Origin of the sequence: Enterobacter sp. 01-M-03-SI-ECC, assembly GCF_047530215.1 — a bacterium.
In the GTDB taxonomy this organism is placed as follows: domain Bacteria; phylum Pseudomonadota; class Gammaproteobacteria; order Enterobacterales; family Enterobacteriaceae; genus Enterobacter; species Enterobacter chengduensis.
On the sequence record NZ_JBLKDA010000001.1, the window covers coordinates 121,176 to 144,548 of the forward strand.

24 protein-coding genes are annotated in these 23,373 nt (G+C 57.4%); 8 read left to right on the forward strand and 16 right to left on the reverse strand.

Annotated elements, in window-relative coordinates; genetic code table 11:
• Nucleotides 1-143: 143 nt before the first annotated feature.
• The 3 genes from ACMWKK_RS00580 to yobA are packed head-to-tail and all read right to left on the reverse strand — an operon-like array spanning nt 144 to nt 1,741.
• The gene (locus ACMWKK_RS00580) at nt 144-482 is read right to left on the reverse strand and encodes a YebY family protein (RefSeq protein WP_112780818.1); all 339 of its coding nucleotides are present in this window, start codon (nt 480-482) and stop codon (nt 144-146) included.
• Between the two features lie 16 nt (nt 483-498).
• Nucleotides 499-1,368, reverse strand: a complete 870-nt coding sequence (copD, locus tag ACMWKK_RS00585) for a copper homeostasis membrane protein CopD (RefSeq protein WP_112780817.1) — start codon at nt 1,366-1,368, stop codon at nt 499-501.
• Between the two features lies 1 nt (nt 1,369).
• A complete protein-coding gene (gene yobA / locus ACMWKK_RS00590; protein ID WP_112780816.1) occupies nt 1,370-1,741 on the reverse strand; it encodes a CopC domain-containing protein YobA in 372 nt (123 codons plus the stop codon).
• Between the two features lie 137 nt (nt 1,742-1,878).
• Between yobA and ACMWKK_RS00595 the strand changes: the two genes are divergently transcribed.
• From ACMWKK_RS00595 to exoX, 3 genes are all read left to right on the forward strand, one after another.
• Nucleotides 1,879-2,109, forward strand: coding sequence for a DNA polymerase III subunit theta (locus tag ACMWKK_RS00595; protein ID WP_406542731.1), 231 nt, complete (start codon nt 1,879-1,881; stop codon nt 2,107-2,109).
• A 110-nt stretch (nt 2,110-2,219) separates the two neighbouring features.
• Complete coding sequence (locus ACMWKK_RS00600; protein ID WP_112780815.1) at nt 2,220-2,870, forward strand: carbon-nitrogen hydrolase family protein; 651 nt, start codon at nt 2,220-2,222, stop codon at nt 2,868-2,870.
• 24 nt (nt 2,871-2,894) lie between these two features.
• A complete protein-coding gene (exoX, locus tag ACMWKK_RS00605; RefSeq protein ID WP_045326728.1) occupies nt 2,895-3,557 on the forward strand; it encodes an exodeoxyribonuclease X in 663 nt (220 codons plus the stop codon).
• Here the strand turns inward: exoX and ptrB are convergent.
• Both ptrB and ACMWKK_RS00615 read right to left on the reverse strand, forming a co-directional pair.
• Complete coding sequence (gene ptrB / locus ACMWKK_RS00610; protein ID WP_112780814.1) at nt 3,554-5,614, reverse strand: oligopeptidase B; 2,061 nt, start codon at nt 5,612-5,614, stop codon at nt 3,554-3,556. The two genes, exoX and ptrB, sit on opposite strands and share 4 nt — an antisense overlap.
• An 85-nt stretch (nt 5,615-5,699) precedes the next feature.
• The gene (locus ACMWKK_RS00615; RefSeq protein ID WP_045326731.1) at nt 5,700-6,350 is read right to left on the reverse strand and encodes a tellurite resistance TerB family protein; all 651 of its coding nucleotides are present in this window, start codon (nt 6,348-6,350) and stop codon (nt 5,700-5,702) included.
• Nucleotides 6,351-6,521: 171 nt separating this feature from the next.
• On the opposite strand from ACMWKK_RS00615, the gene purT reads away from it, so the two are divergent.
• Nucleotides 6,522-7,700 carry a formate-dependent phosphoribosylglycinamide formyltransferase gene (gene purT, locus ACMWKK_RS00620; RefSeq protein ID WP_112780813.1) on the forward strand — a complete coding sequence of 393 codons (1,179 nt, stop codon included), beginning with the start codon at nt 6,522-6,524 and terminating at the stop codon, nt 7,698-7,700.
• Between the two features lie 41 nt (nt 7,701-7,741).
• Here purT and ACMWKK_RS00625 read toward each other — a convergent pair whose 3' ends face one another.
• The 3 genes from ACMWKK_RS00625 to zwf form a co-directional block, all read right to left on the reverse strand.
• Nucleotides 7,742-8,383 carry a bifunctional 4-hydroxy-2-oxoglutarate aldolase/2-dehydro-3-deoxy-phosphogluconate aldolase gene (locus ACMWKK_RS00625; RefSeq protein WP_045326734.1) on the reverse strand — a complete coding sequence of 214 codons (642 nt, stop codon included), beginning with the start codon at nt 8,381-8,383 and terminating at the stop codon, nt 7,742-7,744.
• A gap of 39 nt (nt 8,384-8,422) precedes the next feature.
• The gene (gene edd / locus ACMWKK_RS00630) at nt 8,423-10,234 is read right to left on the reverse strand and encodes a phosphogluconate dehydratase (protein WP_045326736.1); all 1,812 of its coding nucleotides are present in this window, start codon (nt 10,232-10,234) and stop codon (nt 8,423-8,425) included.
• 233 nt (nt 10,235-10,467) lie between these two features.
• Nucleotides 10,468-11,943: a glucose-6-phosphate dehydrogenase gene (zwf, locus tag ACMWKK_RS00635; RefSeq protein ID WP_028013613.1), complete on the reverse strand. Its 1,476-nt coding sequence runs from the start codon at nt 11,941-11,943 to the stop codon at nt 10,468-10,470.
• 356 nt (nt 11,944-12,299) lie between these two features.
• On the opposite strand from zwf, the gene ACMWKK_RS00640 reads away from it, so the two are divergent.
• Nucleotides 12,300-13,169: a MurR/RpiR family transcriptional regulator gene (locus tag ACMWKK_RS00640; protein ID WP_045326738.1), complete on the forward strand. Its 870-nt coding sequence runs from the start codon at nt 12,300-12,302 to the stop codon at nt 13,167-13,169.
• 140 nt (nt 13,170-13,309) lie between these two features.
• A complete protein-coding gene (gene pyk / locus ACMWKK_RS00645; RefSeq protein ID WP_045326740.1) occupies nt 13,310-14,752 on the forward strand; it encodes a pyruvate kinase in 1,443 nt (480 codons plus the stop codon).
• Between the two features lie 62 nt (nt 14,753-14,814).
• Here the strand turns inward: pyk and lpxM are convergent, their stop codons facing one another.
• The 3 genes from lpxM to znuA form a co-directional block, all read right to left on the reverse strand.
• Nucleotides 14,815-15,786, reverse strand: coding sequence for a lauroyl-Kdo(2)-lipid IV(A) myristoyltransferase (gene lpxM, locus ACMWKK_RS00650; protein ID WP_112780812.1), 972 nt, complete (start codon nt 15,784-15,786; stop codon nt 14,815-14,817).
• Nucleotides 15,787-15,907: 121 nt separating this feature from the next.
• Nucleotides 15,908-17,227, reverse strand: coding sequence for a murein DD-endopeptidase MepM (mepM, locus tag ACMWKK_RS00655; RefSeq protein WP_045326742.1), 1,320 nt, complete (start codon nt 17,225-17,227; stop codon nt 15,908-15,910).
• Nucleotides 17,228-17,242: 15 nt separating this feature from the next.
• On the reverse strand, nt 17,243-18,187 hold the full coding sequence (gene znuA, locus ACMWKK_RS00660) for a zinc ABC transporter substrate-binding protein ZnuA (RefSeq protein ID WP_139156902.1): 945 nt from the start codon (nt 18,185-18,187) through the stop codon (nt 17,243-17,245).
• Between the two features lie 77 nt (nt 18,188-18,264).
• Between znuA and znuC the strand changes: the two genes are divergently transcribed.
• On the forward strand, nt 18,265-19,020 hold the full coding sequence (gene znuC, locus ACMWKK_RS00665; protein ID WP_023312233.1) for a zinc ABC transporter ATP-binding protein ZnuC: 756 nt from the start codon (nt 18,265-18,267) through the stop codon (nt 19,018-19,020).
• Nucleotides 19,017-19,802 (forward strand): zinc ABC transporter permease subunit ZnuB, encoded by a 786-nt coding sequence (znuB, locus tag ACMWKK_RS00670; RefSeq protein ID WP_406542732.1) that lies wholly within the window; start codon nt 19,017-19,019, stop codon nt 19,800-19,802. The genes znuC and znuB overlap by 4 nt, the downstream gene beginning before the upstream one ends.
• An 88-nt stretch (nt 19,803-19,890) precedes the next feature.
• Here znuB and ruvB read toward each other — a convergent pair whose 3' ends face one another.
• From ruvB to nudB, 5 genes are all read right to left on the reverse strand, one after another.
• Complete coding sequence (gene ruvB, locus ACMWKK_RS00675; protein WP_112780810.1) at nt 19,891-20,901, reverse strand: Holliday junction branch migration DNA helicase RuvB; 1,011 nt, start codon at nt 20,899-20,901, stop codon at nt 19,891-19,893.
• Between the two features lie 8 nt (nt 20,902-20,909).
• Nucleotides 20,910-21,524, reverse strand: coding sequence for a Holliday junction branch migration protein RuvA (gene ruvA / locus ACMWKK_RS00680; RefSeq protein ID WP_023617042.1), 615 nt, complete (start codon nt 21,522-21,524; stop codon nt 20,910-20,912).
• Between the two features lie 81 nt (nt 21,525-21,605).
• Nucleotides 21,606-22,127, reverse strand: a complete 522-nt coding sequence (gene ruvC, locus ACMWKK_RS00685) for a crossover junction endodeoxyribonuclease RuvC (protein WP_003859749.1) — start codon at nt 22,125-22,127, stop codon at nt 21,606-21,608.
• A gap of 34 nt (nt 22,128-22,161) precedes the next feature.
• A complete protein-coding gene (locus tag ACMWKK_RS00690) occupies nt 22,162-22,902 on the reverse strand; it encodes a YebC/PmpR family DNA-binding transcriptional regulator (protein ID WP_008500447.1) in 741 nt (246 codons plus the stop codon).
• A gap of 27 nt (nt 22,903-22,929) precedes the next feature.
• Nucleotides 22,930-23,373 (reverse strand): dihydroneopterin triphosphate diphosphatase, encoded by a 444-nt coding sequence (nudB, locus tag ACMWKK_RS00695; protein WP_008500446.1) that lies wholly within the window; start codon nt 23,371-23,373, stop codon nt 22,930-22,932.

Here is a 23,373-nt window from a genome sequence, read left to right on the forward strand (position 1 = left end):
TTGCCTTTTAAGAATAGATGACGACGCCAGGTTTTCCAGTCCACAGCTAAAGCGGCCGGAAAAAAAGCGCCAGAGCATCATAAAATGTGAAAAACCGCAGTGCTTTCGCAAGCATCTGCGGTTTTTTATTGGAAACCTGAACGTTAGCAGAGCGTGTCGGCACGCTCGATAAACGGTGCCAGACTCATTTTCTGTCCCGGATGCGCCGGGTCATCTATCTGAATGATGCTAATCGGCTGGCCGCTACTCTTGCCGCTGGCGACCTGCTGCTCGGCGGCAGCATTTAACGGGTACTGCACCAGCGTGCTCGGGTTAATGGCATACAGCGCATGGCCAGGACGGCAGGTCAGCATCACCTCTTCGCGGTTGAACGCCCACTTGTCCTTGCCCACTTCAAAACGGCTGACGGTGATAACCTGCGGTGCAGCAAGCGCACTCCCGGTGCAGGCCAGCAATATGAGAGAAAGTACTGTCTTTTTCATATGATATTTAACCTTGTCAGAAGGGTTCCCAGGTGGCGAACAGACTGACCGTTGCCAGTACCAGCGCGCCCAGCACCACTTCTGCCTGTGTCATCCTGATAAAAATCTGTTGTGCTCGCCCGCTCTCCGGACGAAACCGTGGCACCAGAAAATACCGATTTGCCAGCGCAATTACCACCATCAACGCCACCAGCGCACATTTGAACAACAAAAACTGCACGTAGCCAGCCTGCCAGGGAATGTGGAGGCCCAGTATCAATAGCGTATTGATCGCACCGGTGAGCAGCACGCCCGCGACCGCATAGTGGCCTACGCGCGAAAAGCGCATCATGGTAAAGATGGCGGCATTCTGCCAGCGCCCCGTCGCCAGACGCATGCAGAACAGCAGGGGCAGTAATCCACCAAGCCAGGTCGCGGCGCAGAGCAGGTGCAACGCATAATTAGCCCGCTGCAACGCCCCCAGCGGGCCGTCGTTCATCGCCGCGTGCCCTACTCCCGCCAGCAGGATAAGCTGGCCCATGGCGAGCAGCAGCAGACGCGAACCTTTCTGCGCTGCCAGCCATGCGGCGCCGACCGTCATCGCAGCCAGAATGATTTGCCACAGCCAGACGCTGCCAAACTGCGTTCCCAGAACACCGTGCCAGACATGAGGGTTAAGCACGTCTCTCCAGCCGTCACCCATCAGTCCGCCCTGCAGCATAAACATCACCAGCGCGCTTGCCAGGCCGATCAGGGAAGCCACTCGCTGCTGTCGCGCAAAACGTCGCGACATCAGCCGCTGGAGGGAGGAAGGCGCAAACCAGACGCCGTAAAGCGCATTGCCAAAAACCAGCATCAGCGCCGTGAAATGGACAAAGCGCAACCCGATATAACACAGCGCCAGCATGTTATTTGACGCTAAAGTGATAGCTGCCTTTGGTTTTATGGCCGTCTACGGAGACCACATGCCAGTCCACCCGATACTTGCCAGAGGCCAGCGTGTGCTCCAGCGGAACGGTGAGCTGAGCCTTGTTCTTGTCGTCTCGCGTAGCGGTACCCGTTTTAATGACCTGCTTTTGCGCATCCGTCACCACCACGCCGCTAAATCCCGGTTCGATACCCTCTGAAAAATTCAGCGTAAGTGCCTGCGGAGCACTCACCACGCTGTCTGCGGCCGGGATCGGCTGTGTGAGATGTGCATGTGCCAGCACGGAGGGGGTCATCATTGTCGAGGCCACAAAAACCAGTGCGCATACCGCGCGGGAAGCGGAGAAACCCATCGCAATCATTCCTTTTTGTTATGTCTGTATGCTAAAGAATAACGCTGTATAATAAGCGAGTCGAGGATCATCCTGCCTCCGCTTGTCATCGTCGTGCAATCGCGGTAACGTTGCCGCCGCATAAAAAGGAGAAGGTAATGAAGATCAATCTGGCCGCCCTTCCGCAGGACGAGATGGATAAAGTGAATGTCGATCTCGCTGCCGCTGGCGTCGCGTTTAAAGAGCGTTACAACATGCCCGTCGTGGCTGAGGTCGTTGAACGGGAACAACCCGCCCATCTGCGCGACTGGTTTCGCGAAAGATTAATCGCCCACCGTCTCGCCTCGGTTAACCTCTCCCGTCTACCGTACGATCCTAAAGTTAAATAAGCTTAACGAGTCGTTACATTTCCTTACGCGGAATCTGGCAGGATAAGAAAGCCCTGATAAATTTAGGTGTATTCTTAAATCTCTGCGACTCAGTGTATAAGGAAGTCACGATGTCACATTGGAATATAGCGGCAGCCCAGTATGGCCGTCAGCATCAGAGTGTGGATGACCACGTTACGGATCACCTGCGCTTCATCGCCGAAGCCGCACGGCAGCGGTGCGATCTGCTGGTCTTCCCTGAACTCTCGTTAACGGGCTCGGGTTCAACGACGTTACCTCCCCCACCCGGCGACGCGCAGCTGGAACCGCTGATTGAGGCGGCACATTTTCACCGGATTACCGTGATTGCCGGGCTCCCGCTGGAGCGGAATGGCCTGCGCCTGAAAGGCCTCGCGCTGTTTACTCCCGCTCGCCGCCGCATTCTGCGCTACCCGCAGGGTAGCGGTGCCAGCCTGGTGCCGGGGGAAAAGCAGCTCAGCATTCTTGATGCCCATGCCGATTCCCCCAATCTCGACCCCAGAGCCACGCTGGTTACCAGCTGTCAGTCCGTGGAGGATCACCGCTGGCGGCAGTCCATCAGCACCCTGCAGCGCTTCGCGCACAAATATGCCATCGCGGTGCTGATGGCGAACGCCTGCGGCGGCAGTGCCCTGTGGGATGAAAGAGGCCAGCTGATCGTTCGCGCGGATAAGGGCGAGCTGCTGCTGACCGGCACGCTCGGCGGAGAGGGTTGGCAAGGCGATATCATTCCTTTAGGCTAGGCGTTTTAAGCTCAGGAGTTTTCAATGCTGCGCGTCATCGATACCGAAACTTGCGATCTTCAGGGCGGAATTGTGGAAGTGGCCTCTGTCGACGTGGTTGATGGTAAAATCGTCAACCCAATGAGCCATCTGGTGCGTCCCGATCGCCCCATCAGCCCTCAGGCAATGGCTATCCATCGCATTACCGAATCGATGGTGGCGGATAAGCCGTGGATCGAAGAGATCATTCCCCACTACTACGGTAGCCCGTGGTACGTCGCGCATAACGCCAGTTTCGATCGCCGCGTGTTGCCTGAAATGCCGGGGGAATGGATTTGTACCATGAAGCTGGCGCGCCGCCTCTGGCCGGGGATTAAATACAGTAACATGGCGCTGTACAAGTCCCGCAAGCTCAGCGTCCGCACCCCTGAGGGGCTTCACCATCACCGTGCCCTGTATGACTGTTATATCACCGCCGCGTTGCTGATTGATATTATGAATACCTCTGGCTGGACGCCGGATGATATGGCGACAATCACCGGTCGTCCCGCGCTGCTGACCACCTTTACCTTTGGTAAATATCGCGGGAAGCCGGTGTCCGAGGTGGCGGATAAGGATCCGGGCTATCTGCGCTGGCTGTATAACAACCTCGACAGAATGAGCCCGGAGCTGCGCCTGACGCTGAAGCACTATCTGGGCGAAGCCTAACGCTCCGCACGGCCTGGCAGCGTGCCCTGCGCCAGGCCTATCAAAAAGGCATATTCCAGGGCCACCCCTTCGTAGGATTTAAATCGCCCCGATTTCCCGCCGTGACCGGAGTCCATATCGGTACAGAGCAACAGCAGGTTATCATCGGTTTTCAGCTCCCGCAGTTTTGCCACCCATTTTGCCGGCTCCCAGTACTGCACCTGAGAATCATGCAGACCGGTGGTGACCAGCATGTGCGGGTAGGCTTTCGCCTCCACGTTGTCGTACGGGCTGTAATCCTTCATATAGCGATAATAAATCTCATCCTGTGGATTCCCCCACTCTTCAAACTCCCCGGTGGTCAGCGGAATGGACTCATCGAGCATGGTCGTCACCACATCGACAAACGGCACCTGCGCGACAATCCCCTTGAAGCGGTCTGGACGCTGGTTGATAGCCACCCCCATCAGCATGCCGCCCGCGCTGCCGCCCATGCCAAAGCAGAGCTGCGGATCGCCATAGCCCTGCTCAATCAGCGCATCGCAGACGTCGAGATAGTCATTAAAGGTGTTTTTCTTTTTCAGGAATTTCCCGTCTTCATACCAGTGCTGCCCCAGCTCACCGCCGCCGCGAATATGGGCGATGGCGAAAACAAAGCCGCGGTCGAGCAGGCTTAATCGGCTGCTGCTGAAATCGGCGTCCATGCTTGAGCCGTAGGAGCCGTAGCCGTAGACCAGGATCGGGTTTTTCCCTTTCTGGAAATGGGCCTTATGGTAGACGAGCGAGACGGGAACCTCGACGCCGTCGCGGGCGGTGACCCACAGGTGCTCGCTGCGGTAGTTTTCAGACTCAAAACCTTTGACCTCGGTCTGCTTAATCACCTGGCGCTGCCCGGTATCCATGTCCAGCTCGAACAGGGTGTCCGGCGTGGTCATGGACGAGTAGCCGTAGCGCAAACGCGACGATTCGGGCTCAGGGTTAAAGCCAATCCACGTCACGTAGGCCGGGTCGTCGAACGCAATCCCCACCACTTCGCGCGTTTTACGGTTGATTTGCCGGATACTGGTCAGTCCGCGCTGGCGCTCTTCCACCACCAGCCAGTCGGTAAACAGGGTAAACCCTTCAAGCATCACCTGATCCCGCGCGGGAATAAGCACCTCCCACTTGCGCTCGTCGCGCACCTTGGTTTTATAGAGACCAAAGTTTTTCCCCTCGCGATTCGAGCGCAGATAAAAGCTGTGCTGGAAGTGATCCAGGCTGTACTCGTGATCCTTGCGGCGCGGCAGGAAGCAGAGCGGCTGGGCGTCGGGCAGTTCGGCATCCAGCAGCAGAACTTCCGAGGTCGTCGCGCTGGAAAGGAAGATAATCACATAGTGGCGAGAGGAGGTTTTATGCAGGCTGACATAAAACGTTTCGTCTTTCTCCTCGTAAACCAGCTCGTCGTCAGCGGAGTCCGTTCCCACGGTATGTCGCCACACCTGATAAGGCAGCAGCGTTGACGCGTGCTTTTTAACGTAATAAACCGTCTCGGAATCATTGGCCCAGACAAAATCCGGAGAGACGTTTTCCAGCATTTCCGGATACCAGTTGCCGGTGTCCAGATTACGAAAACGCAGGCCGTACTGGCGGCGGGAGAGATAGTCCTCCGCCAGCGCCATCACCGCGTTATCCGGCGAAATGGACATGCCGCCCAGGGTATAAAACTCGCTGTGGGCGGCGCGCTGGTTGGCATCCAGCAGAATATCCCACGCATCCCATTCGGCGCTGAGCACCGACTGACGCTGGTAGATGGGATACTCGTTGCCGGGCTCGTAAATATGGCGATAGCGATAGCCGTTTTTAGTCCATGGTGCCGAGATATCGCGCTGGGGAACGCGCTGCACCATCTCATTCAGCAGCCGATCCTGCAGCGTCTGCTGGCTGGACATGACCCTGCGGCCATAGTCGTTTTCCTCGTGCAGGTAGTCGAGCACCTCTGGCCGGGAGCGCGAATCGTCCCGCAGCCAGTAATAGTTGTCTATACGCGTATCGCCATGCGTGGCGATCGCATAAGGAATACGTCGGGCTTTCGGTGGCATGTCATCTTTCTTTTAAGTTTTACACCCTATAAGGTTGGCAAAACCCACGCATGATGCAAGCGAAACCGGGTCGCAACGGCGAAGGCTAGCCCTGTAGCGCCTGTTTTTGTTCCCGAATATCCCGCTCAATGCCCTCGCGCACGTCCTGAGGGATCTTCAGCGCGTCGCCGAGGGCGTTAAGGTAGCTTCGCTCCATAAAGTGATCGATATCGATAGCGGCGCAGCTGAGGAAATAGAGTTCGAGCGCCTCTTCCTCATTATTCACGCTTTGCGCCAGGCGCTGGGGATCGAGCGGCTGCTCGATGGCCTGCGCCACCAGCGCTCTGCCCTTCTCTTCAACACCGGCCTCGCGCAGCTGCTGCTCGATCGCCGAGCGTTCTTTATCGTCAATATGACCGTCACTTTTCGCGGCAAAAACCAGCGCCTTAATGAGCCGTTCGGTACGCAGATCCAGCGGCGAGGTGTGCTCGCCATAATGCGGTTCATCGCTGTGCGCGGTCCGAACCCTGTCCTTGTATTTATTCCACAGAACGGTGCCCGCGATGGCGCCCCCGCCGGCCAGCAGCGCGCCCGTGCCATACTTTGCCAGCAGCTTGCGCGAGGATTTATTCGCGACCAGCAGGCCTGCCAGCCCGCCGAGCGCTCCGGGTACCAGCAGCTTGCTGAGGTCCCGCTCGCCGGAAGAGGATGTTTTCTGCCCTAACAGGGATTGCAGTTGATTTAGCCAGCCAGACATGGTTTCCCTCACTTAACGGTGAACATGTTCCACAGCGTAAGCGAGCAGGCGTCAGGAAATGTCTGGACGGGCTAAAGAAGCGCAAATTTCTTACCCCCGCACGTAGCCGCGTACAAGACAGACGCAAACGTTTTCGTTTATACTGCGCGCAACTTTTTCAGGGGGATTGTTATGATTCGTTTAGGAACCGCGCTGCGATCTGCGGCGACGCGAGTGATGCTGTTGGGATCGGGCGAGCTGGGAAAAGAGGTCGCTATTGAGTGTCAGCGTTTAGGCGTGGAAGTGATTGCCGTTGACCGCTACGCCGATGCGCCCGCCATGCATGTCGCCCACCGCGCGTATGTAATTAACATGCTCGATGGTGATGCCCTTCGCGACCTGATTACGCGTGAGAAACCCGATTTTGTCGTGCCGGAGATAGAAGCCATCGCCACCGATACGCTGATCGCCCTGGAGCAGGAAGGCCAGCGCGTGGTGCCCTGCGCGAAAGCCGCAAAGCTGACCATGAACCGCGAAGGCATTCGCCGCCTGGCGGCGGAAGAGCTGGGGCTACCCACCTCAGGCTACCGTTTTGCGGGCGATAAAGCCGCGTTTCTGAAGGCGGTAGAGGAGATTGGCTACCCGTGCATCGTTAAGCCGGTGATGAGCTCCTCCGGAAAAGGCCAGAGCTTTATCCGCGACAGCAGCACCCTGGACAAGGCGTGGGATTATGCCCAGCAGGGTGGCCGCGCCGGAGCCGGTCGCGTCATCGTTGAAGGCGTCGTGAAGTTTGATTTCGAGATCACCCTGCTGACCGTCAGCGCCGTTGACGGCGTCCATTTCTGCGATCCGATTGGCCACCGCCAGGAGGATGGCGATTACCGCGAGTCCTGGCAGCCGCAGCAGATGAGCGCCCTGGCGCTGGAGCGTGCGCAGGCCATCGCCCGTAAAACCGTTCTGGCACTGGGCGGCCATGGCCTGTTCGGCGTGGAGCTGTTCGTGTGCGGAGATGAGGTGATTTTCAGCGAAGTCTCCCCGCGCCCGCATGACACCGGCATGGTCACGCTGATTTCGCAGGATCTCTCCGAGTTCGCCCTGCACGTGCGCGCGTTCCTCGGCCTGCCCGTCGGCGGTATTCGTCAGTACGGCCCGGCCGCCTCGGCGGTGATCCTGCCGCAGCTTGCCAGCCAGAACGTCACGTTTGCTAACGTCGACGCGGCGGTGGGTGCCGGGTTGCAGGTACGTCTATTCGGCAAGCCGGAGATCGACGGAACCCGCCGTCTTGGCGTGGCATTAGCCACCGGGGAGAGCGTGGACGACGCCGTGGCGAGAGCAAAAGCGGCCGCTGCGAGCATCAAGGTAGCAGGATAAAAAAACGGGCCGAAAGGCCCGTTTTTCATGCGACGAATAGCTTACTGCTTCGCGCCTTCCACCGCTTCGCGAGCCAGTCTGGTGATGCGATCCCAGTCGCCCGCTTCCATCGCATCGGCCGGAACCAGCCATGAGCCACCGATGCACAGCACGCTTTTCAGCGCCAGGTAGTCACGGTAGTTGGCAGGCGAGATACCGCCCGTCGGGCAGAAGCGTACCTGTGAGAAGGGACCGGCAATCGCCTGGAGCGCTTTGGTGCCGCCGTTCGCTTCCGCCGGGAAGAACTTGAACTCTTTCAGACCGTAGTCCATGCCCAGCATCAGTTCAGAAACGGTGCTGATGCCCGGGATCAGCGGAATAGTGCCTTCGGTGGCCGCCTTCAGCAGCGACTCGGTCAGACCCGGGCTGATGGCAAACTGCGCGCCCGCTTCGGTCACTTCAGCCAGCTGTTTTGCGTTCGTTACGGTACCTGCACCGATGATAGCGTCCGGCACTTCTTTGGCAATCGCGCGAATCGCGTCCATCGCGCAGGCGGTGCGCAGGGTCACTTCCAGAACGCGAACGCCGCCCGCAACCAGCGCTTTCGCCATCGGTACAGCGTGCTCCAGCTTGTTTACCACAATAACCGGCACGACAGGGCCCGTGGTCAGGATTGCTTCTGCACTTGTTTTCCAGTTTTTCATCAGAGTTCTCTCTCGCCAGATCGTTAAAATCAAGTCGTCTTAAAACGTCATACAGGTTGCGCCCTGCTCCGCGCCGGAGAGTTTCTCACGCAGCGCGCTGAACATTTCGCGTCCGGTCCCCACGCGCGAGGCGCTCAGGTCAGGAATATGGGGCTTACGTGCCGCCAGCTCGGCGTCATCGACCAGCAGGGTTAACTCGCCCGTCTGGCCGTTCACGCGGATCATATCGCCGTCGCGCACTTTCGCCAGCAAACCGCCGTCGTAGGCTTCCGGCGTCACGTGGATAGCGGAAGGCACTTTGCCGGATGCGCCCGAGAGGCGTCCATCGGTCACTAACGCAATTTTGAAACGGCGGTCCAATAATACACCAAGTGGTGGCATAAGTTTATGTAATTCTGGCATCCCGTTGGCTTTCGGCCCCTGATGACGCACCACCACCACGCAGTCTTTATCGAGCAGACCCGCGTCAAAGGCGGGTAATACGTCGTGCTGGCTTTCAAACACCACCGCCGGCGCTTCAATAATCTGGTTCTCTTCCGGTACGGCAGAGGTCTTCATCACCGCGCGACCAAGGTTGCCGCTGAGCACTTTGGTGCCGCCGTGAGGAGAGAACGGTTTGTCGATGGTGGCGATAACCTGCGCATCAAGCGACGCGCTCGCGCCCTCACGCCAGTCCAGCTCGCCGTTGTTCAGCCACGGCTCCTGGGTGTAGCGCTGCAGGCCAAAGCCGGCCACGGTGTTCACGTCTTCATGCAGCAAACCGCCTTTCAGCAGCTCGCGCATCAGCAGCGGTACGCCGCCTGCGGCCTGGAAGTGGTTGATGTCCGCCGGGCCGTTCGGGTACAGGCGCGCCATCAGCGGCACCACGGATGAGATCTCGGAGAAATCATCCCAGTTAATCAGAATGCCCGCCGCACGCGCCATGGCCACCAGGTGCATGGTGTGGTTGGTCGACCCGCCGGTGGCCAGCAGGGCGACAATCCCGTTAACGATGACTTTTTCATCGACCATTTTGCCCATCGGCATCCATTCGTTGCCGTTGCCGGTCAGACGCGTCACCTGACGGGCCGCAGCCTCGGTCAGCGCCTTGCGCAGCGGCGCGTCAGGCTGGATAAAGGATGAGCCCGGAAGCTGCATCCCCATGAACTCCACCACCATCTGGTTGGTGTTGGCCGTACCGTAGAACGTACAGGTTCCCGGCGCATGGTAGGACGCGGCTTCCGCCTCCAGCAGCGCCTGGCGGTCTGCCTTCCCTTCCGCGTACAGCTGGCGGATACGCACCTTTTCTTTGTTCGGCAGGCCGCTCGCCATGGGGCCTGACGGCACGAAGATCGCAGGCAGATGGCCAAACGACAGCGCCGCCATCACCAGGCCCGGGACAATTTTGTCGCACACGCCGAGATACAGCGCGCCATCAAACATGTTGTGCGACAGGCCCACCGCCGCGGACATGGCAATCACTTCGCGGCTTAGCAGGGAGAGCTCCATACCGTCCTGCCCCTGCGTCACGCCGTCGCACATAGCGGGTACGCCACCCGCCACCTGGCCGACCGCATTCACGCTGTGCAGCGCTTTACGGATGATATCCGGGTAGACCTCATAGGGCTGGTGCGCGGAGAGCATATCGTTATAGGCGGTAATGATGGCGATATTGTTACGCAACATGCTTTTCAGCGACGCTTTATCGTCAGGCTGGCAGGCGGCGAAACCGTGCGCCAGGTTCCCGCAGGCCAGCTGCGAGCGATGTACGGTGTTGGTCTTCGCCTGTTCAATCCGGGCGAGGTAGGCCGAACGGGTCTCTTTCGAGCGCTCGATAATGCGCTGTGTTACGCGTAACAATGTCGGATTCATAAAAGCTCCTCTCATTTATCTGTCCGGGCTCGGGAGTTTACAAAGTCGCTGGCAGTTGTTAACAACGCTGAAACGCTTGCTGTCCGGAGCTCAGGGGCAAAATCACTTCCGGCAGTGTAATAAAAAAAGCTCCGCGGGTGAATCCACGCGGAGCTTAAAATTTAAATATTATTCCACTAGCTGTGTTAGATCATGTTACCGGTAAAATAACACTTTCGGGCTAGCGGATTATCTTACTCAAACTCGTTCCAGGAGCGGCCATCGCGGGTGATCATTGCCACCGACGCGACCGGCCCCCAGGTACCCGCCTGATACGGTTTTGGCGCATCCTGATCGGCAGCCCAGGCTTCGGTGATGGAGTCGACCCACTTCCACGCCTCTTCCACTTCATCGCGGCGCACGAACAGCGCCTGGATACCGCGCATGGTTTCCAGCAGCAGACGCTCGTAAGCATCGGCCAGGTGCGTCTGGTTGAAGGTTTCGGAGTAGCTCAGATCCAGCTTGGTGGTCTGCAGGTTGTGTTTATGATCCAGGCCCGGCACTTTGTTCAGGATCTGGATATCCACGCCTTCGTCCGGCTGCAGACGAATGGTCAGTTTGTTCTGCGGCAGCTCCTGCCAGGACTCTTTGAACAGGTTCAGTTCCGGGTTTTTGAAGTAGACGACAACTTCGGAACATTTGGTCGGCAGACGTTTACCGGTACGCAGGTAAAACGGCACGCCCGCCCAGCGCCAGTCGTCGATATCCACGCGGATCGCCACGAACGTTTCGGTATTGCTGGACTTGTTCGCGCCCTCTTCTTCCAGGTAGCCAGGCACTTTCTTGCCCTGCGCAAACCCGGCGGTGTACTGACCGCGGACGGTCTTCTCGCGCACGTTGGAGCGGTCGATGCGGCGCAGCGACTTCAGCACCTTCACTTTGGCGTCGCGGATGCTGTCCGCCGTCAGATCGGACGGCGGAGACATGGCAATCATGCACAGAATTTGCAGCAGGTGGTTCTGGATCATGTCGCGCATCTGACCGGCCTGGTCAAAGTAACCCCAGCGACCTTCAATCCCCACCTCTTCCGCCACGGTGATTTCCACGTGGTCGATAGTGCGGTTGTCCCAGTTATTCACGAACAGGGAGTTCGCAAAACGCAGCGCCAGCAGGTTCAGCACCGTCTCTTTACCGAGATAGTGGTCGATACGGTAAACCTGGCACTCTTCAAAGAACTCGCCCACCTGGTCGTTGATTTCACGCGAAGTTGCCAGAGAGGTACCCAGCGGTTTCTCCATCACAACGCGCGCCGGTTTGGCGTTCAGTTTGGCTTCGCCGAGACCTTTGCAGATGGCGCCAAAGGTGCTTGGCGGCATGGCGAAATAGTTAATGGTGACACGATTTTTCTGGTCCAGCATCGCGCCCAGGCGGCTAAACGCGCTGACGTCATTGACGTCCAGGTTGCAGAAATCAAGACGTCCGCTCAGGGTATCCCACAAACTTTCATCAATTTTTTCCTTCATGAAAGTTTCGAGCGCCTCGCGGACGACTTTGGTATAAGCGTCCTTGTCCCAGTCGGCGCGCCCTACGCCCAGGATGCGGGTATCCGGGTGAATTTGGCCCGCTTTCTCCAGTTGATACAGGGAAGGCAGCAATTTTCGGCGTGCAAGATCGCCTTTCGCGCCGAAAATGACCAGGTCACATGCCTGGGCTGTTTGCGTTACCGCCATGTCATTCTCCTCAGTTGGATCACCTGGTACTTCTGCCAGGTATCGTTGTAATTTTATTACAATGCACTGTACTGCTTTTACGTCATTCCCGAAACCATTAGCGCTTATCGTCGCGTGCGATACCGCGATTTTTCCCCCTCTGGAGGATTACGACGGCGCAATGACGCAACAACCGTCGTTTCTTTGCGCAACAGCGTCACAGCAAAACCCGACACCGATCAAGTTATGAAAAAAAACAACAACATTATCTTGTCGAATATTACCCTTTATGGAAGCCACAAGGGTAATATCGGCTAAATCGAATCACGCTTTCATCCATTTATGAAATCGTTTACACCCATGAGCGTCCCGTTAACATGAACATGCTGGAAAAAATCCAGTTTCAACTGGAACACCTTAGCAAATCCGAGCGAAAAGTGGCCGAGGTCATTCTTGCCTCCCCCGCTCAGGCGATTCATTCAAGCATCGCCGCTCTGGCACAGGAAGCGGGTGTGAGCGAACCGACCGTTAATCGCTTTTGCCGCAGTCTGGAAACGCGCGGCTTTCCTGATTTTAAACTGCATCTGGCACAAAGTCTGGCTAACGGCACCCCTTATGTTAATCGTAATGTGGATGAAGACGACAGCGTTGATGCCTATACCGCGAAAATTTTTGAATCGGCTATGGCTTCGCTTGACCACGTCCGTCAGTCTCTGGACATGATTTCCGTGAATCGTGCGGTGGACCTCCTCACCCAGGCCAAGCGGATTGCGTTCTTTGGTCTCGGGTCGTCGGCCGCCGTGGCGCATGACGCCATGAACAAATTTTTCCGCTTCAACGTCCCGGTAATTTATTCCGATGACATTGTCTTGCAACGCATGAGCTGTATGAATTGCAGTGAAGATGACGTCGTGGTGCTGATTTCGCATACCGGCCGCACCAAGAGTCAGGTCGAGCTGGCCCAGCTGGCCCGTGAAAACGATGCCATGGTCATTGCCCTCACCACGGCAGGCACGCCACTGGCGCGGGAGGCAACGCTGGCGATCACCCTCGACGTGCCGGAAGACACCGACATTTATATGCCGATGGTCTCACGTCTGGCGCAGCTTACGGTGATTGACGTGCTGGCAACCGGTTTTACCTTACGTCGGGGGGCAAAATTCCGGGATAACTTGAAGCGGGTCAAGGAAGCGCTGAAGGAATCGCGTTTTGATAAAGAATTGCTTATAAAGAGCGATGTTCCCTGATAGTTGATAACGAAGACGTAACCAATAATTACGATGTAACGATTTACGGCATTCGGCCCACTCTCCGCTGCCTTGCAGCAGATGAAGGCCGATTCAATGTTCACGCAACACCAAAGTTGTTTCAGTCAACGGAGTATTACATGTCCAGAAGGCTTCGCAGAACCAAGATCGTAACCACCTTAGGCCCGGCCACCGATCGCGATAATAATCTTGAGAAAATTATCGCCGCCGGCGCCAACGTGGTGCGCATGAACTTCTCTCACGGTACGCCAGAAGACCATAAATTACGTGCCGACAAAGTGCGTGAAATCGCAGCAAAACTGGGCCGCCACGTTGCTATCCTCGGCGATTTGCAGGGTCCAAAAATCCGCGTATCGACCTTTAAAGAGGGTAAAGTTTTCCTCAATATCGGCGACAAATTCCTGCTGGATGCCAACCTGGGCAAAGGCGAAGGCGATAAAGAGAAAGTCGGTATTGACTATAAAGGCCTGCCGGCCGACGTGGTGCCTGGCGATATCCTGCTGCTCGACGACGGTCGCGTGCAGCTGAAGGTGCTGGAAGTTCAGGGCATGAAAGTGTTCACCGAAGTGACCGTCGGCGGCCCGCTCTCCAACAATAAGGGCATCAACAAGCTGGGTGGCGGTCTCTCTGCCGAAGCGCTTACCGATAAAGACAAAGCGGACATCGTGACTGCCGCGCAGATTGGCGTTGACTATCTGGCCGTCTCCTTCCCGCGCTGCGGCGAAGACCTGAACTATGCCCGTCGCCTGGCGCGTGATGCAGGCTGCGATGCCAAAATCGTCGCCAAAGTTGAACGCGCGGAAGCCGTTTGCGATCAGGATGCCATGGACGACGTGATCCTCGCCTCTGACGTGGTGATGGTTGCGCGCGGTGACCTGGGCGTTGAGATTGGCGACCCTGAGCTGGTCGGCATCCAGAAAGCGCTGATTCGTCGCGCGCGTCAGCTGAACCGCGCGGTGATCACCGCCACTCAGATGATGGAATCGATGATCACCAACCCCATGCCAACCCGTGCAGAAGTCATGGACGTGGCAAACGCCGTGCTGGACGGTACCGATGCGGTGATGCTCTCTGCGGAAACCGCCGCGGGCCAGTATCCGGCAGAAACCGTGGCCGCGATGGCGCGCGTTTGTCTGGGCGCTGAAAAGATCCCAAGCATCAACGTTTCAAAACACCGTCTGGACGTGCAGTTCGACAACGTGGAAGAAGCGATTGCGATGTCTGCAATGTACGCGGCAAACCATCTTAAAGGCGTTACCGCGATCATCACCATGACCGAATCTGGCCGCACCGCGCTGATGACCTCGCGTATCAGCTCCGGTCTGCCGATCTTCGCCATGTCACGTCACGAACGTACCCTCAACCTGACTGCGCTGTACCGCGGCGTGACGCCGGTTCACTTCGACAGCACCAATGACGGCGTAGCTGCCGCGCACGATGCCGTCAACCTGCTGCGCGACAAAGGCTATCTGGTGTCCGGTGATATCGTCATCGTGACCCAGGGCGATGTGATGAGCACCATCGGCTCAACCAACACCACCCGCGTACTCACAGTCGAATAATACCGGTACATCTGCGATCCCCTCTCCCCTATGGGGAGAGGGACAGGGTGAGGGGTGTTTTTTTATTTCCGCGGATAAAGCTCTTTGCGTTTATAGGGCTCTGTTTCACCCGGTTTGCGCGTTTTAAGCAGCTTCAGAATCCACGTGTACTGTTCGGCATGCGGCCCCACCAGGATCTCCACCTCTTCGTTCATTCGACGCGCGATGGTGTGGTCGTCCGCGGTAAGCAGATCGTCCATCGGCGGACGAACCTCAATACTCAGGCGATGCGTTTTGCCGTCATAGACCGGGAACAGCGGGATGACGCGGGCACGGCAGACTTTCATCAGGCGGCCAATCGCGGGAAGCGTCGCTTTATAGGTCGCAAAGAAGTCAACAAACTCGCTGTGCTCAGGGCCGTGGTCCTGATCCGGCAGATAGTAGCCCCAGTACCCCTGACGAACCGACTGAATGAAGGGCTTAATGCCGTCGTTACGCGCATGCAAGCGTCCGCCAAAACGGCGGCGCACCGTATTCCAGACAAAATCGTAGATTTTATTTCCCTGATTATGGAACATCGCCGCCATTTTCTGGCCCTGAGAGGCCATCAGCATCGCCGGGATATCAACCCCCCAGCCGTGGGGGACAAGGAAAATGACTTTCTCGTCATTGCGGCGCATCTCCTCGATGATGTCCAACCCTTTCCAGTTAACGCGATCGACGATTTTATCCGGCCCCTTCAGCGCCAGTTCCGCCATCATCGCCATGGCCTGCGGCGCGGTGGTATACATCTCATCAATGATTGCCTCGCGCTCGGCGTCGCTTTTTTCAGGAAAACAGTAGTAGAGGTTGATCTGCGCGCGACGGCGGGCGCTCTTGCCTAAGCGTCCGGCCAGGCGGCCAATTTTACCCAGGACAGGATCGCGGACAGGGGCAGGCAGTAACGCCATCCCCGCAAAGGCGTAAACACCAAGCCAGGCGCCCCAGTTTCGCGGATGGCGGAAGGATTTTTCAAACTCAGGAATGTATTCAATATTGTTTTTTTTAGTTTCCATGCTGGATCCAGGGTCTGATGACGCAAAATTTTATTCAGATAGTGTAGCGAGGCAGCCGTCCACGCACAAAAGAAAAAGCCGGCGTCAGTGTGCGCCGGCTTTGTTAACAAAAACAGAGGGCTTAGTTCAGGCTCAGCTGCGGAATCACCTCTTTCACCTGCGCCAGATAATCAGTACGATCTTTACCCGTCAGGCCTTCGGTGCGCGGCAGTTTTGCCGTCAGCGGGTTGACTGCCTGCTGGTTGATCCACACTTCATAGTGCAGGTGCGGGCCGGTAGAACGTCCGGTATTGCCGGAGATCGCGATACGGTCGCCCCGCTTCACCTTCTGTCCCGGTTTGACCAGCAGCTTACGCAGGTGCATATAGCGGGTCGTGTAGGTACGGCCATGACGTACCGCTACATAGTATCCGGCGGCTCCGCTCCGTTTGGCCACCACCACTTCACCATCCCCAACCGCCAGTACCGGCGTACCCTGCGGCATAGCAAAGTCCACGCCACGGTGCGGCGCGACGCGCCCGGTGACCGGGTTCAGACGACGCGGGTTAAAGTTGGAGGAGACGCGGAACTGTTTCGCCGTTGGGAAGCGCAGGAAGCCTTTTGCAAGGCCCGTACCGCTGCGGTCGTAGAACTTACCGTCTTCGGCACGAATCGCGTAGTAATCTTTGCCCTCAGAGCGCAGACGCACGCCCAGCAGCTGGCTCTGCTCGCGCTTGCCGTCCAGCATTTCGCGGGACATCAGGACGGAGAACTCATCGCCCTTCTTCAGCTTGCGGAAATCCATCTGCCACTGCATGGCTTTGATCACCGAACTGATTTCAGCGCTGGTGAGGCCTGCATCGCGCGCGCTGGAGACAAAGCTCGCGCCCACGGTGCCCTTCAGAACGCTGTTCACCCAGTCGCCCTTCTGCATTTCGCTGGTCATCTTGAAACCGTTTGCAGTGCGATCGTAGGTGCGGGTTTCGCGGCGGGACATTTCCCAGGTCAGACGCTGCAGATCCCCATCGGCCGTTAATGTCCAGGAGAGCTGCTGCCCGATTTTCAGGTTACGCAGATCTTTATCTGCCGCCGCCAGCTGGCTGATATTGCCCATGTCGATGCCGTACTGGTTCAGGACGCTGCTCAGGGTATCGCCGGTAGACACCACGTATTCGTGAATACCCGCTTCGTTCTCGGTTTTATCGTCCAGCTCATCCTGCGGGATGGCTTCATCTTCCTGAGCGGCCTGGTCGATAGGCTCACTGGCTTCAGGCAGTAAAGAACGGATTTCGCTCTTTTCAAGCTCAATGGTTTTGATGATAGGGGCAGAACTCGGGTGGTAAACATAGGGCCGCCAGACGGCGACCGCTAAGGTGAGTACTGTAAGCGACCCCAGCATAACGCGGTGGGGTCGAGGCAGATTGTTAAATGCCAGGGCGACAGAGCGGGCTATCTGTTGCACGTATTCACTTCCTCGTTAATCTCCTTTCAGGCAGCTCGCATACTGGTTCGCCAGTTGGCTGAGGAACTGCGAATAGCTCGCTTTGCTCAACTGGATATTCGTACCTAGCGGGTCAAGGGTTCCCATGCGCACGGACGTTCCCCTGGCCACGGCTTCTACGACCGCTGGCCTGAACTGTGGCTCAGCAAAAACGCATGTCGCTTTTTGCTCAACCAGCTGTGTTCTGATTTCATGTAAACGCTGCGCACCAGGCTGAATTTCAGGGTTGACGGTAAAGTGCCCCAGCGGGGTCAAACCGTAGTGTTTTTCGTAATAGCCGTAGGCGTCATGAAAAACGAAATACCCTTTACCTTTCAGCGGTGCGAGCTCATTACCCACCTGCTTATCGGTTGCGGCTAATTGTGCCTCAAAATCCTTCAGGTTGGCGTCAAGCCTGGCTCGACTTTGCGGCATAAGTTCCACTAATTTGTCATGGATTGCAACCGCTGAAAGCCGCGCTATCTCTGGGGATAACCAAAGATGCATGTTGTACTCGCCGTGATGGTGATCGCCATCACCTTTTTCACCCTCAGCAGCATGATGGTCATGTTCGTCACCGTCGTCATCCGCCCCTTTCATGAGCAACGGTTTCACGCCGGGGAGTTCGGCAATCGCAACCTGTTTTTCACCCGCCACCTGTTTTGCTGACTTCTGCATAAACGCTTCCATTTCCGGACCAATCCAGACGACTAAGTCCGCGTTTTTTAAGCGCTTTACGTCTGACGGACGCAGGGAATAGTCATGCTCGGATGCCCCATCCGGGAGCAGGACCTGGGTTTCCGTTACCCCGTCGGAAATGGCCGACGCGATGAAGCCAAGTGGTTTAAGCGAAGCGACAACCGCAGCGTTAACATCTTGTGCGGTTGTACCCCAAAAGGCAGCGGATAATGCTGCGAAAAGAAGCGTATTTTTATGTAACATAATGCGACTAATCATCGTAGTGAATGCGTGGAATGTGATATTATAACATTCGTTGACTTCTTCAAGCTTAAAATGACATGACGACATTGGTTTCTCTTGAAAATATTTCGGTCTCATTTGGCCAGCGCCGCGTCCTCTCTGACGTGTCGCTCGATCTGAAGCCAGGAAAAATTCTGACGCTGCTCGGCCCTAATGGCGCGGGCAAATCCACGCTAGTGCGCGTTGTGCTGGGTCTGGTCGCCCCCGACGAAGGTGTGATCAAGCGCGAGGAAAAACTGCGTATCGGCTATGTGCCGCAAAAACTGCACCTCGACGCCACGCTGCCGCTTACGGTCAGCCGTTTTTTGCGCCTGCGCCCCGGCACGCGGAAAGCGGATATTCTCCCCGCGCTGAAGCGCGTGCAGGCGGGCCATCTTGTCGATGCGCCGCTGCAAAAACTGTCCGGCGGTGAAACGCAGCGCGTTTTGCTCGCCCGCGCCCTGCTCAGCAGCCCGCAGCTGCTGGTGCTGGATGAGCCGACTCAGGGTGTGGATGTGAATGGACAGGTTGCGCTTTATGACCTGATCGACCAGCTGCGTCGCGAGCTTGATTGCGCGGTGCTGATGGTGTCCCACGATCTCCATCTGGTGATGGCCAAAACCGACGAAGTGCTGTGTCTCAACCACCATATCTGCTGCTCCGGCACGCCAGAAGTGGTGTCAATGCACCCGGAATTTATCTCTATGTTCGGCCCTCGCGGCGCTGAGCAGCTCGGCATTTACCGCCATCATCATAATCATCGCCATGATTTGCAGGGACGAATCGTACTGCGTCGGGGAAACGGACACTCATGATTGAACTGTTACTGCCCGGCTGGCTGGCCGGGATTATGCTTGCCTGCGCCGCGGGCCCGCTCGGCTCGTTTGTGGTATGGCGCAGAATGTCTTACTTCGGCGATACTCTGGCGCACGCGTCGCTGCTGGGCGTGGCGTTTGGCCTGCTGCTGAACGTTAACCCGTTCTACGCGGTCATTGTCGTCACGCTGCTGCTGGCGGCCGGGCTGGTTTGGCTCGAAAAGCGCCCTCACCTCGCCATTGATACGCTGCTTGGCATTATGGCGCACAGCGCCCTGTCGCTGAGCCTTGTTGTGGTCAGCCTGATGTCGAACATCCGCGTGGATCTGATGGCCTACCTCTTCGGTGACCTGCTGGCCGTGACGCCGGAAGATCTTATCGCTATCGCCATTGGCGTACTGGTGGTACTCGCTATTCTGCTCTGGCAGTGGCGTAACCTGCTGGCAATGACCGTTAGCCCCGACCTGGCCTTTGTCGACGGCGTGAAGCTGCAGCGGGTTAAGCTGCTGCTGATGCTGGTGACGGCGTTAACCATTGGCGTGGCGATGAAGTTTGTCGGGGCGCTGATTATTACCTCGCTGCTGATCATCCCTGCCGCTACGGCGCGTCGTTTTGCCCGTACCCCTGAGCAGATGGCCGGTGTGGCCGTGATTGTCGGCATGATTGCGGTAACGGGGGGGTTAACCTTCTCGGCGTTCTACGACACGCCTGCGGGGCCGTCCGTGGTGCTCAGTGCGGCGGTGCTGTTTATCTTCAGCATGATGAAGAAGACCGCGCAGTAGCGGGTATGTCCCCGGTGGCGCTTCGCTTACCGGGGCTACGAAGACCAAATTGTAGGCCGGGTAAGGCGTAGCCGTCACCCGGCATTATTTACGGCATTGCCGGTGGCGTAATGCCGAAATGATTCCACGCCCGCACCGTTGCCATACGGCCACGCGGCGTGCGCTGCAGGAAGCCCTGTTGGATCAGATACGGCTCCAGCACGTCCTCAATTGTCTCGCGCTCTTCCCCAATTGCCGCCGCCAGGTTATCCAGCCCGACCGGGCCGCCAAAGAACTTATCCAGCACCGCCAGCAGCAGCTTGCGGTCCATATAGTCAAAGCCTTCGGCATCGACGTTCAGCATATCCAGCGCCTGGGCGGCGATGTCGGCGGAAATCGAGCCATCGTGCTTCACTTCGGCAAAGTCACGCACGCGGCGCAGCAGGCGGTTGGCGATACGCGGCGTACCGCGGGAACGCTTCGCTACTTCAAACGCGCCCTCTTCGCTCATTTCCAGCCCCATATAGCGGGCGCTTCGGCCAACGATATGCTGGAGATCCGCTACCTGGTAAAACTCGAGGCGCTGCACGATACCGAAACGGTCGCGCAGCGGAGAGGTCAACGATCCTGCGCGGGTGGTGGCGCCAATCAGGGTAAACGGCGGCAGATCGATCTTGATGGAGCGCGCGGCCGGCCCTTCGCCGATCATGATATCCAGCTGGTAATCTTCCATCGCCGGATAGAGCACTTCCTCCACCACCGGTGACAGGCGGTGGATCTCATCGATAAACAGCACGTCATGCGGCTCGAGGTTGGTCAGCATCGCCGCGAGATCGCCCGCCTTCTCCAGCACCGGACCGGAGGTGGTGCGCAGGTTGACGCCCATTTCATTGGCGACGATATTTGCCAGGGTGGTTTTTCCTAAGCCCGGCGGGCCAAAAATCAGCAGGTGATCGAGCGCATCGCCGCGCAGCTTTGCCGCCTGGATAAAAATCTCCATCTGGGAACGAACCTGCGGCTGGCCGATATACTCATCAAGCAGCTTTGGGCGAATCGCGCGATCCACCACGTCTTCTGCCTGAATTGTGCCTGCCGACACCAGGCGGTCTGCTTCAATCATCCTTTACCTCACAATGCAGCGCGCAGCGCTTCGCGAATCAGGGTTTCACTGCTGGCGTCCGGTTTGGCGATTTTGCTCACCATACGGCTCGCCTCCTGAGGTTTATAGCCCAGCGCCACCAGCGCGGCAACCGCTTCCTGCTCGGCGTCATCATCCGTCGCAGGCGCACCCGGCGAGGTCAGCACCAGATCGGCCGCCGGAGTGAACAGATCCCCATGCAGGCCTTTGAAGCGGTCCTTCATCTCCACAATCAGGCGCTCTGCCGTTTTCTTGCCGATGCCAGGAAGCTTAATCAGCGCCGCAGGATCTTCACGCTCAACGGCATTCACAAACTGTGGCGCAGACATGCCGGACAGGATCGCCAGCGCCAGCTTTGGCCCCACGCCGTTGGTTTTAATTAGCTCGCGAAACAGGGTGCGTTCCTGTTTGTTGTTGAAGCCGTACAGCAGCTGAGCATCTTCACGCACCACAAACTGAGTAAAGACAATCGCCTCTTTGCCCGCGTCCGGCAGCTCGTAGAAGCAGGTCATTGGCATATGGACTTCATAGCCCACGCCACCCACTTCCAGCAGCACTAACGGGGGTTGTTTTTCAATGATGATGCCTCTAAGTCTGCCTATCACGTGACGCTCCTGCGTTCTGGAAATTTTTTGACTTGCGACATAATAAAAAAAGGCTGGATGTTTATCCAGCCTGATTTGTCATTATCGTAACCTGCCTCGCGCCAGATTGAGCCGCGACTCGCTCATTTGCATCGCGTTCTGGCTGACGTGGCAGTGGGTGATCGCAATCGCCAGCGCGTCGGCGGCGTCGGCCTGGGGGTTCGCGGGAAGCTTCAGCAGGGTACGCACCATGTGCTGCACCTGGCTTTTTTCCGCGCTACCAATACCCACCACCGTCTGCTTGACCTGCCTTGCCGCATATTCAAATACCGGCAAATCCTGGTTCACCGCAGCGACAATGGCGACGCCGCGCGCCTGACCGAGCTTGAGCGCCGAGTCGGCGTTTTTCGCCATAAAGACCTGCTCGATGGCGAAATAGTCCGGCTGAAACTGGGTGATGATCTCCGACACGCCCGCATAGATAAGCTTCAGGCGCGACGGCAGATCGTCGACTTTAGTGCGAATACAGCCACTGCCCAGGTAGGTTAACTGGCGTCCCACCTGACGGATAACGCCATAACCGGTGACGCGTGAGCCTGGGTCAATCCCGAGAATAATCGACATCACGCGTCTCCCGTAAACGGCTTATACGCTCTCATCAGAGAGTCGCTGCAACCTCATCAGAGATTTCACCGTTGTGATACACTTCCTGCACGTCGTCGCAGTCTTCGAGCATGTCGATCAGACGCAGCAGTTTCGGTGCCGTTTCCGCATCCATGTCCGCTTTGGTGGACGGGATCATTGAGACTTCAGCGTTGTCCGCTTTCAGACCTGCGGCTTCCAGCGCATCGCGCACGGCACCCATCTCTTCCCACGCGGTGTAGACGTCGATTGCACCGTCGTCGAAGGTCACGACGTCTTCGGCACCGGCTTCCAGCGCCGCTTCCATGATCGCATCTTCGTCGCCCTTCTCGAAGGAGATGACGCCTTTTTTGCTGAACAGATAAGCTACAGAACCGTCGGTACCCAGGTTGCCACCGGTTTTGGTGAACGCGTGACGCACTTCGGCAACGGTACGGTTACGGTTGTCGGACAGACACTCAACCATCACCGCCGTACCGCCAGGGCCGTAACCTTCATAAATAATGGTTTCCATGTTCGCGTCTTCATCACCGCCCACGCCGCGTGCGATGGCACGGTTCAGGGTGTCACGCGTCATGTTGTTAGACAGCGCTTTATCCACCGCCGCGCGCAGACGCGGGTTAGACGCCGGGTCGCCGCCGCCCAGACGCGCTGCTGTCACCAGCTCGCGAATGATTTTGGTAAAGATTTTACCGCGTTTGGCATCCTGTGCCGCTTTACGGTGTTTGGTGTTGGCCCACTTACTATGACCTGCCATAAAAAGTTCTCCAAAAATCGCGCCTTCTCAGGCAGCGTTAATTACAAATTCTTCAATCGCCTGCCGGTTGCTCCACGACTTGGTCAGTGCGGCGGCGTCCGCCGCATTCACCCAGCGGTAGGTCAGGTGTTCGGTAAACACGATCTCCCGTTCATGGGGGAGCGCGAGACAGAACCACGACTCCGTATTGCGCTCGGTACCCGGCGCGTAGCGATGACGTAAATGGCTAAAAATTTCAAACTCCACCGTGCGCTGACAGTCCTTCAGGGTCAGTTGCTCGCGGGCAACGTCAATGGCGACCTCTTCCTTTACTTCACGCGCGGCGGCCTGCGGCGCGGTCTCCCCCTCCTCCAGACTGCCGGTAACCGACTGCCAGAATTCAGGGTCATCGCGCCGCTGCAACATCAGCACCCGCTTCGTGTCTTCTGCATAAATGACCACCAGGACCGAAACGGGGAGCTTATATGTCAT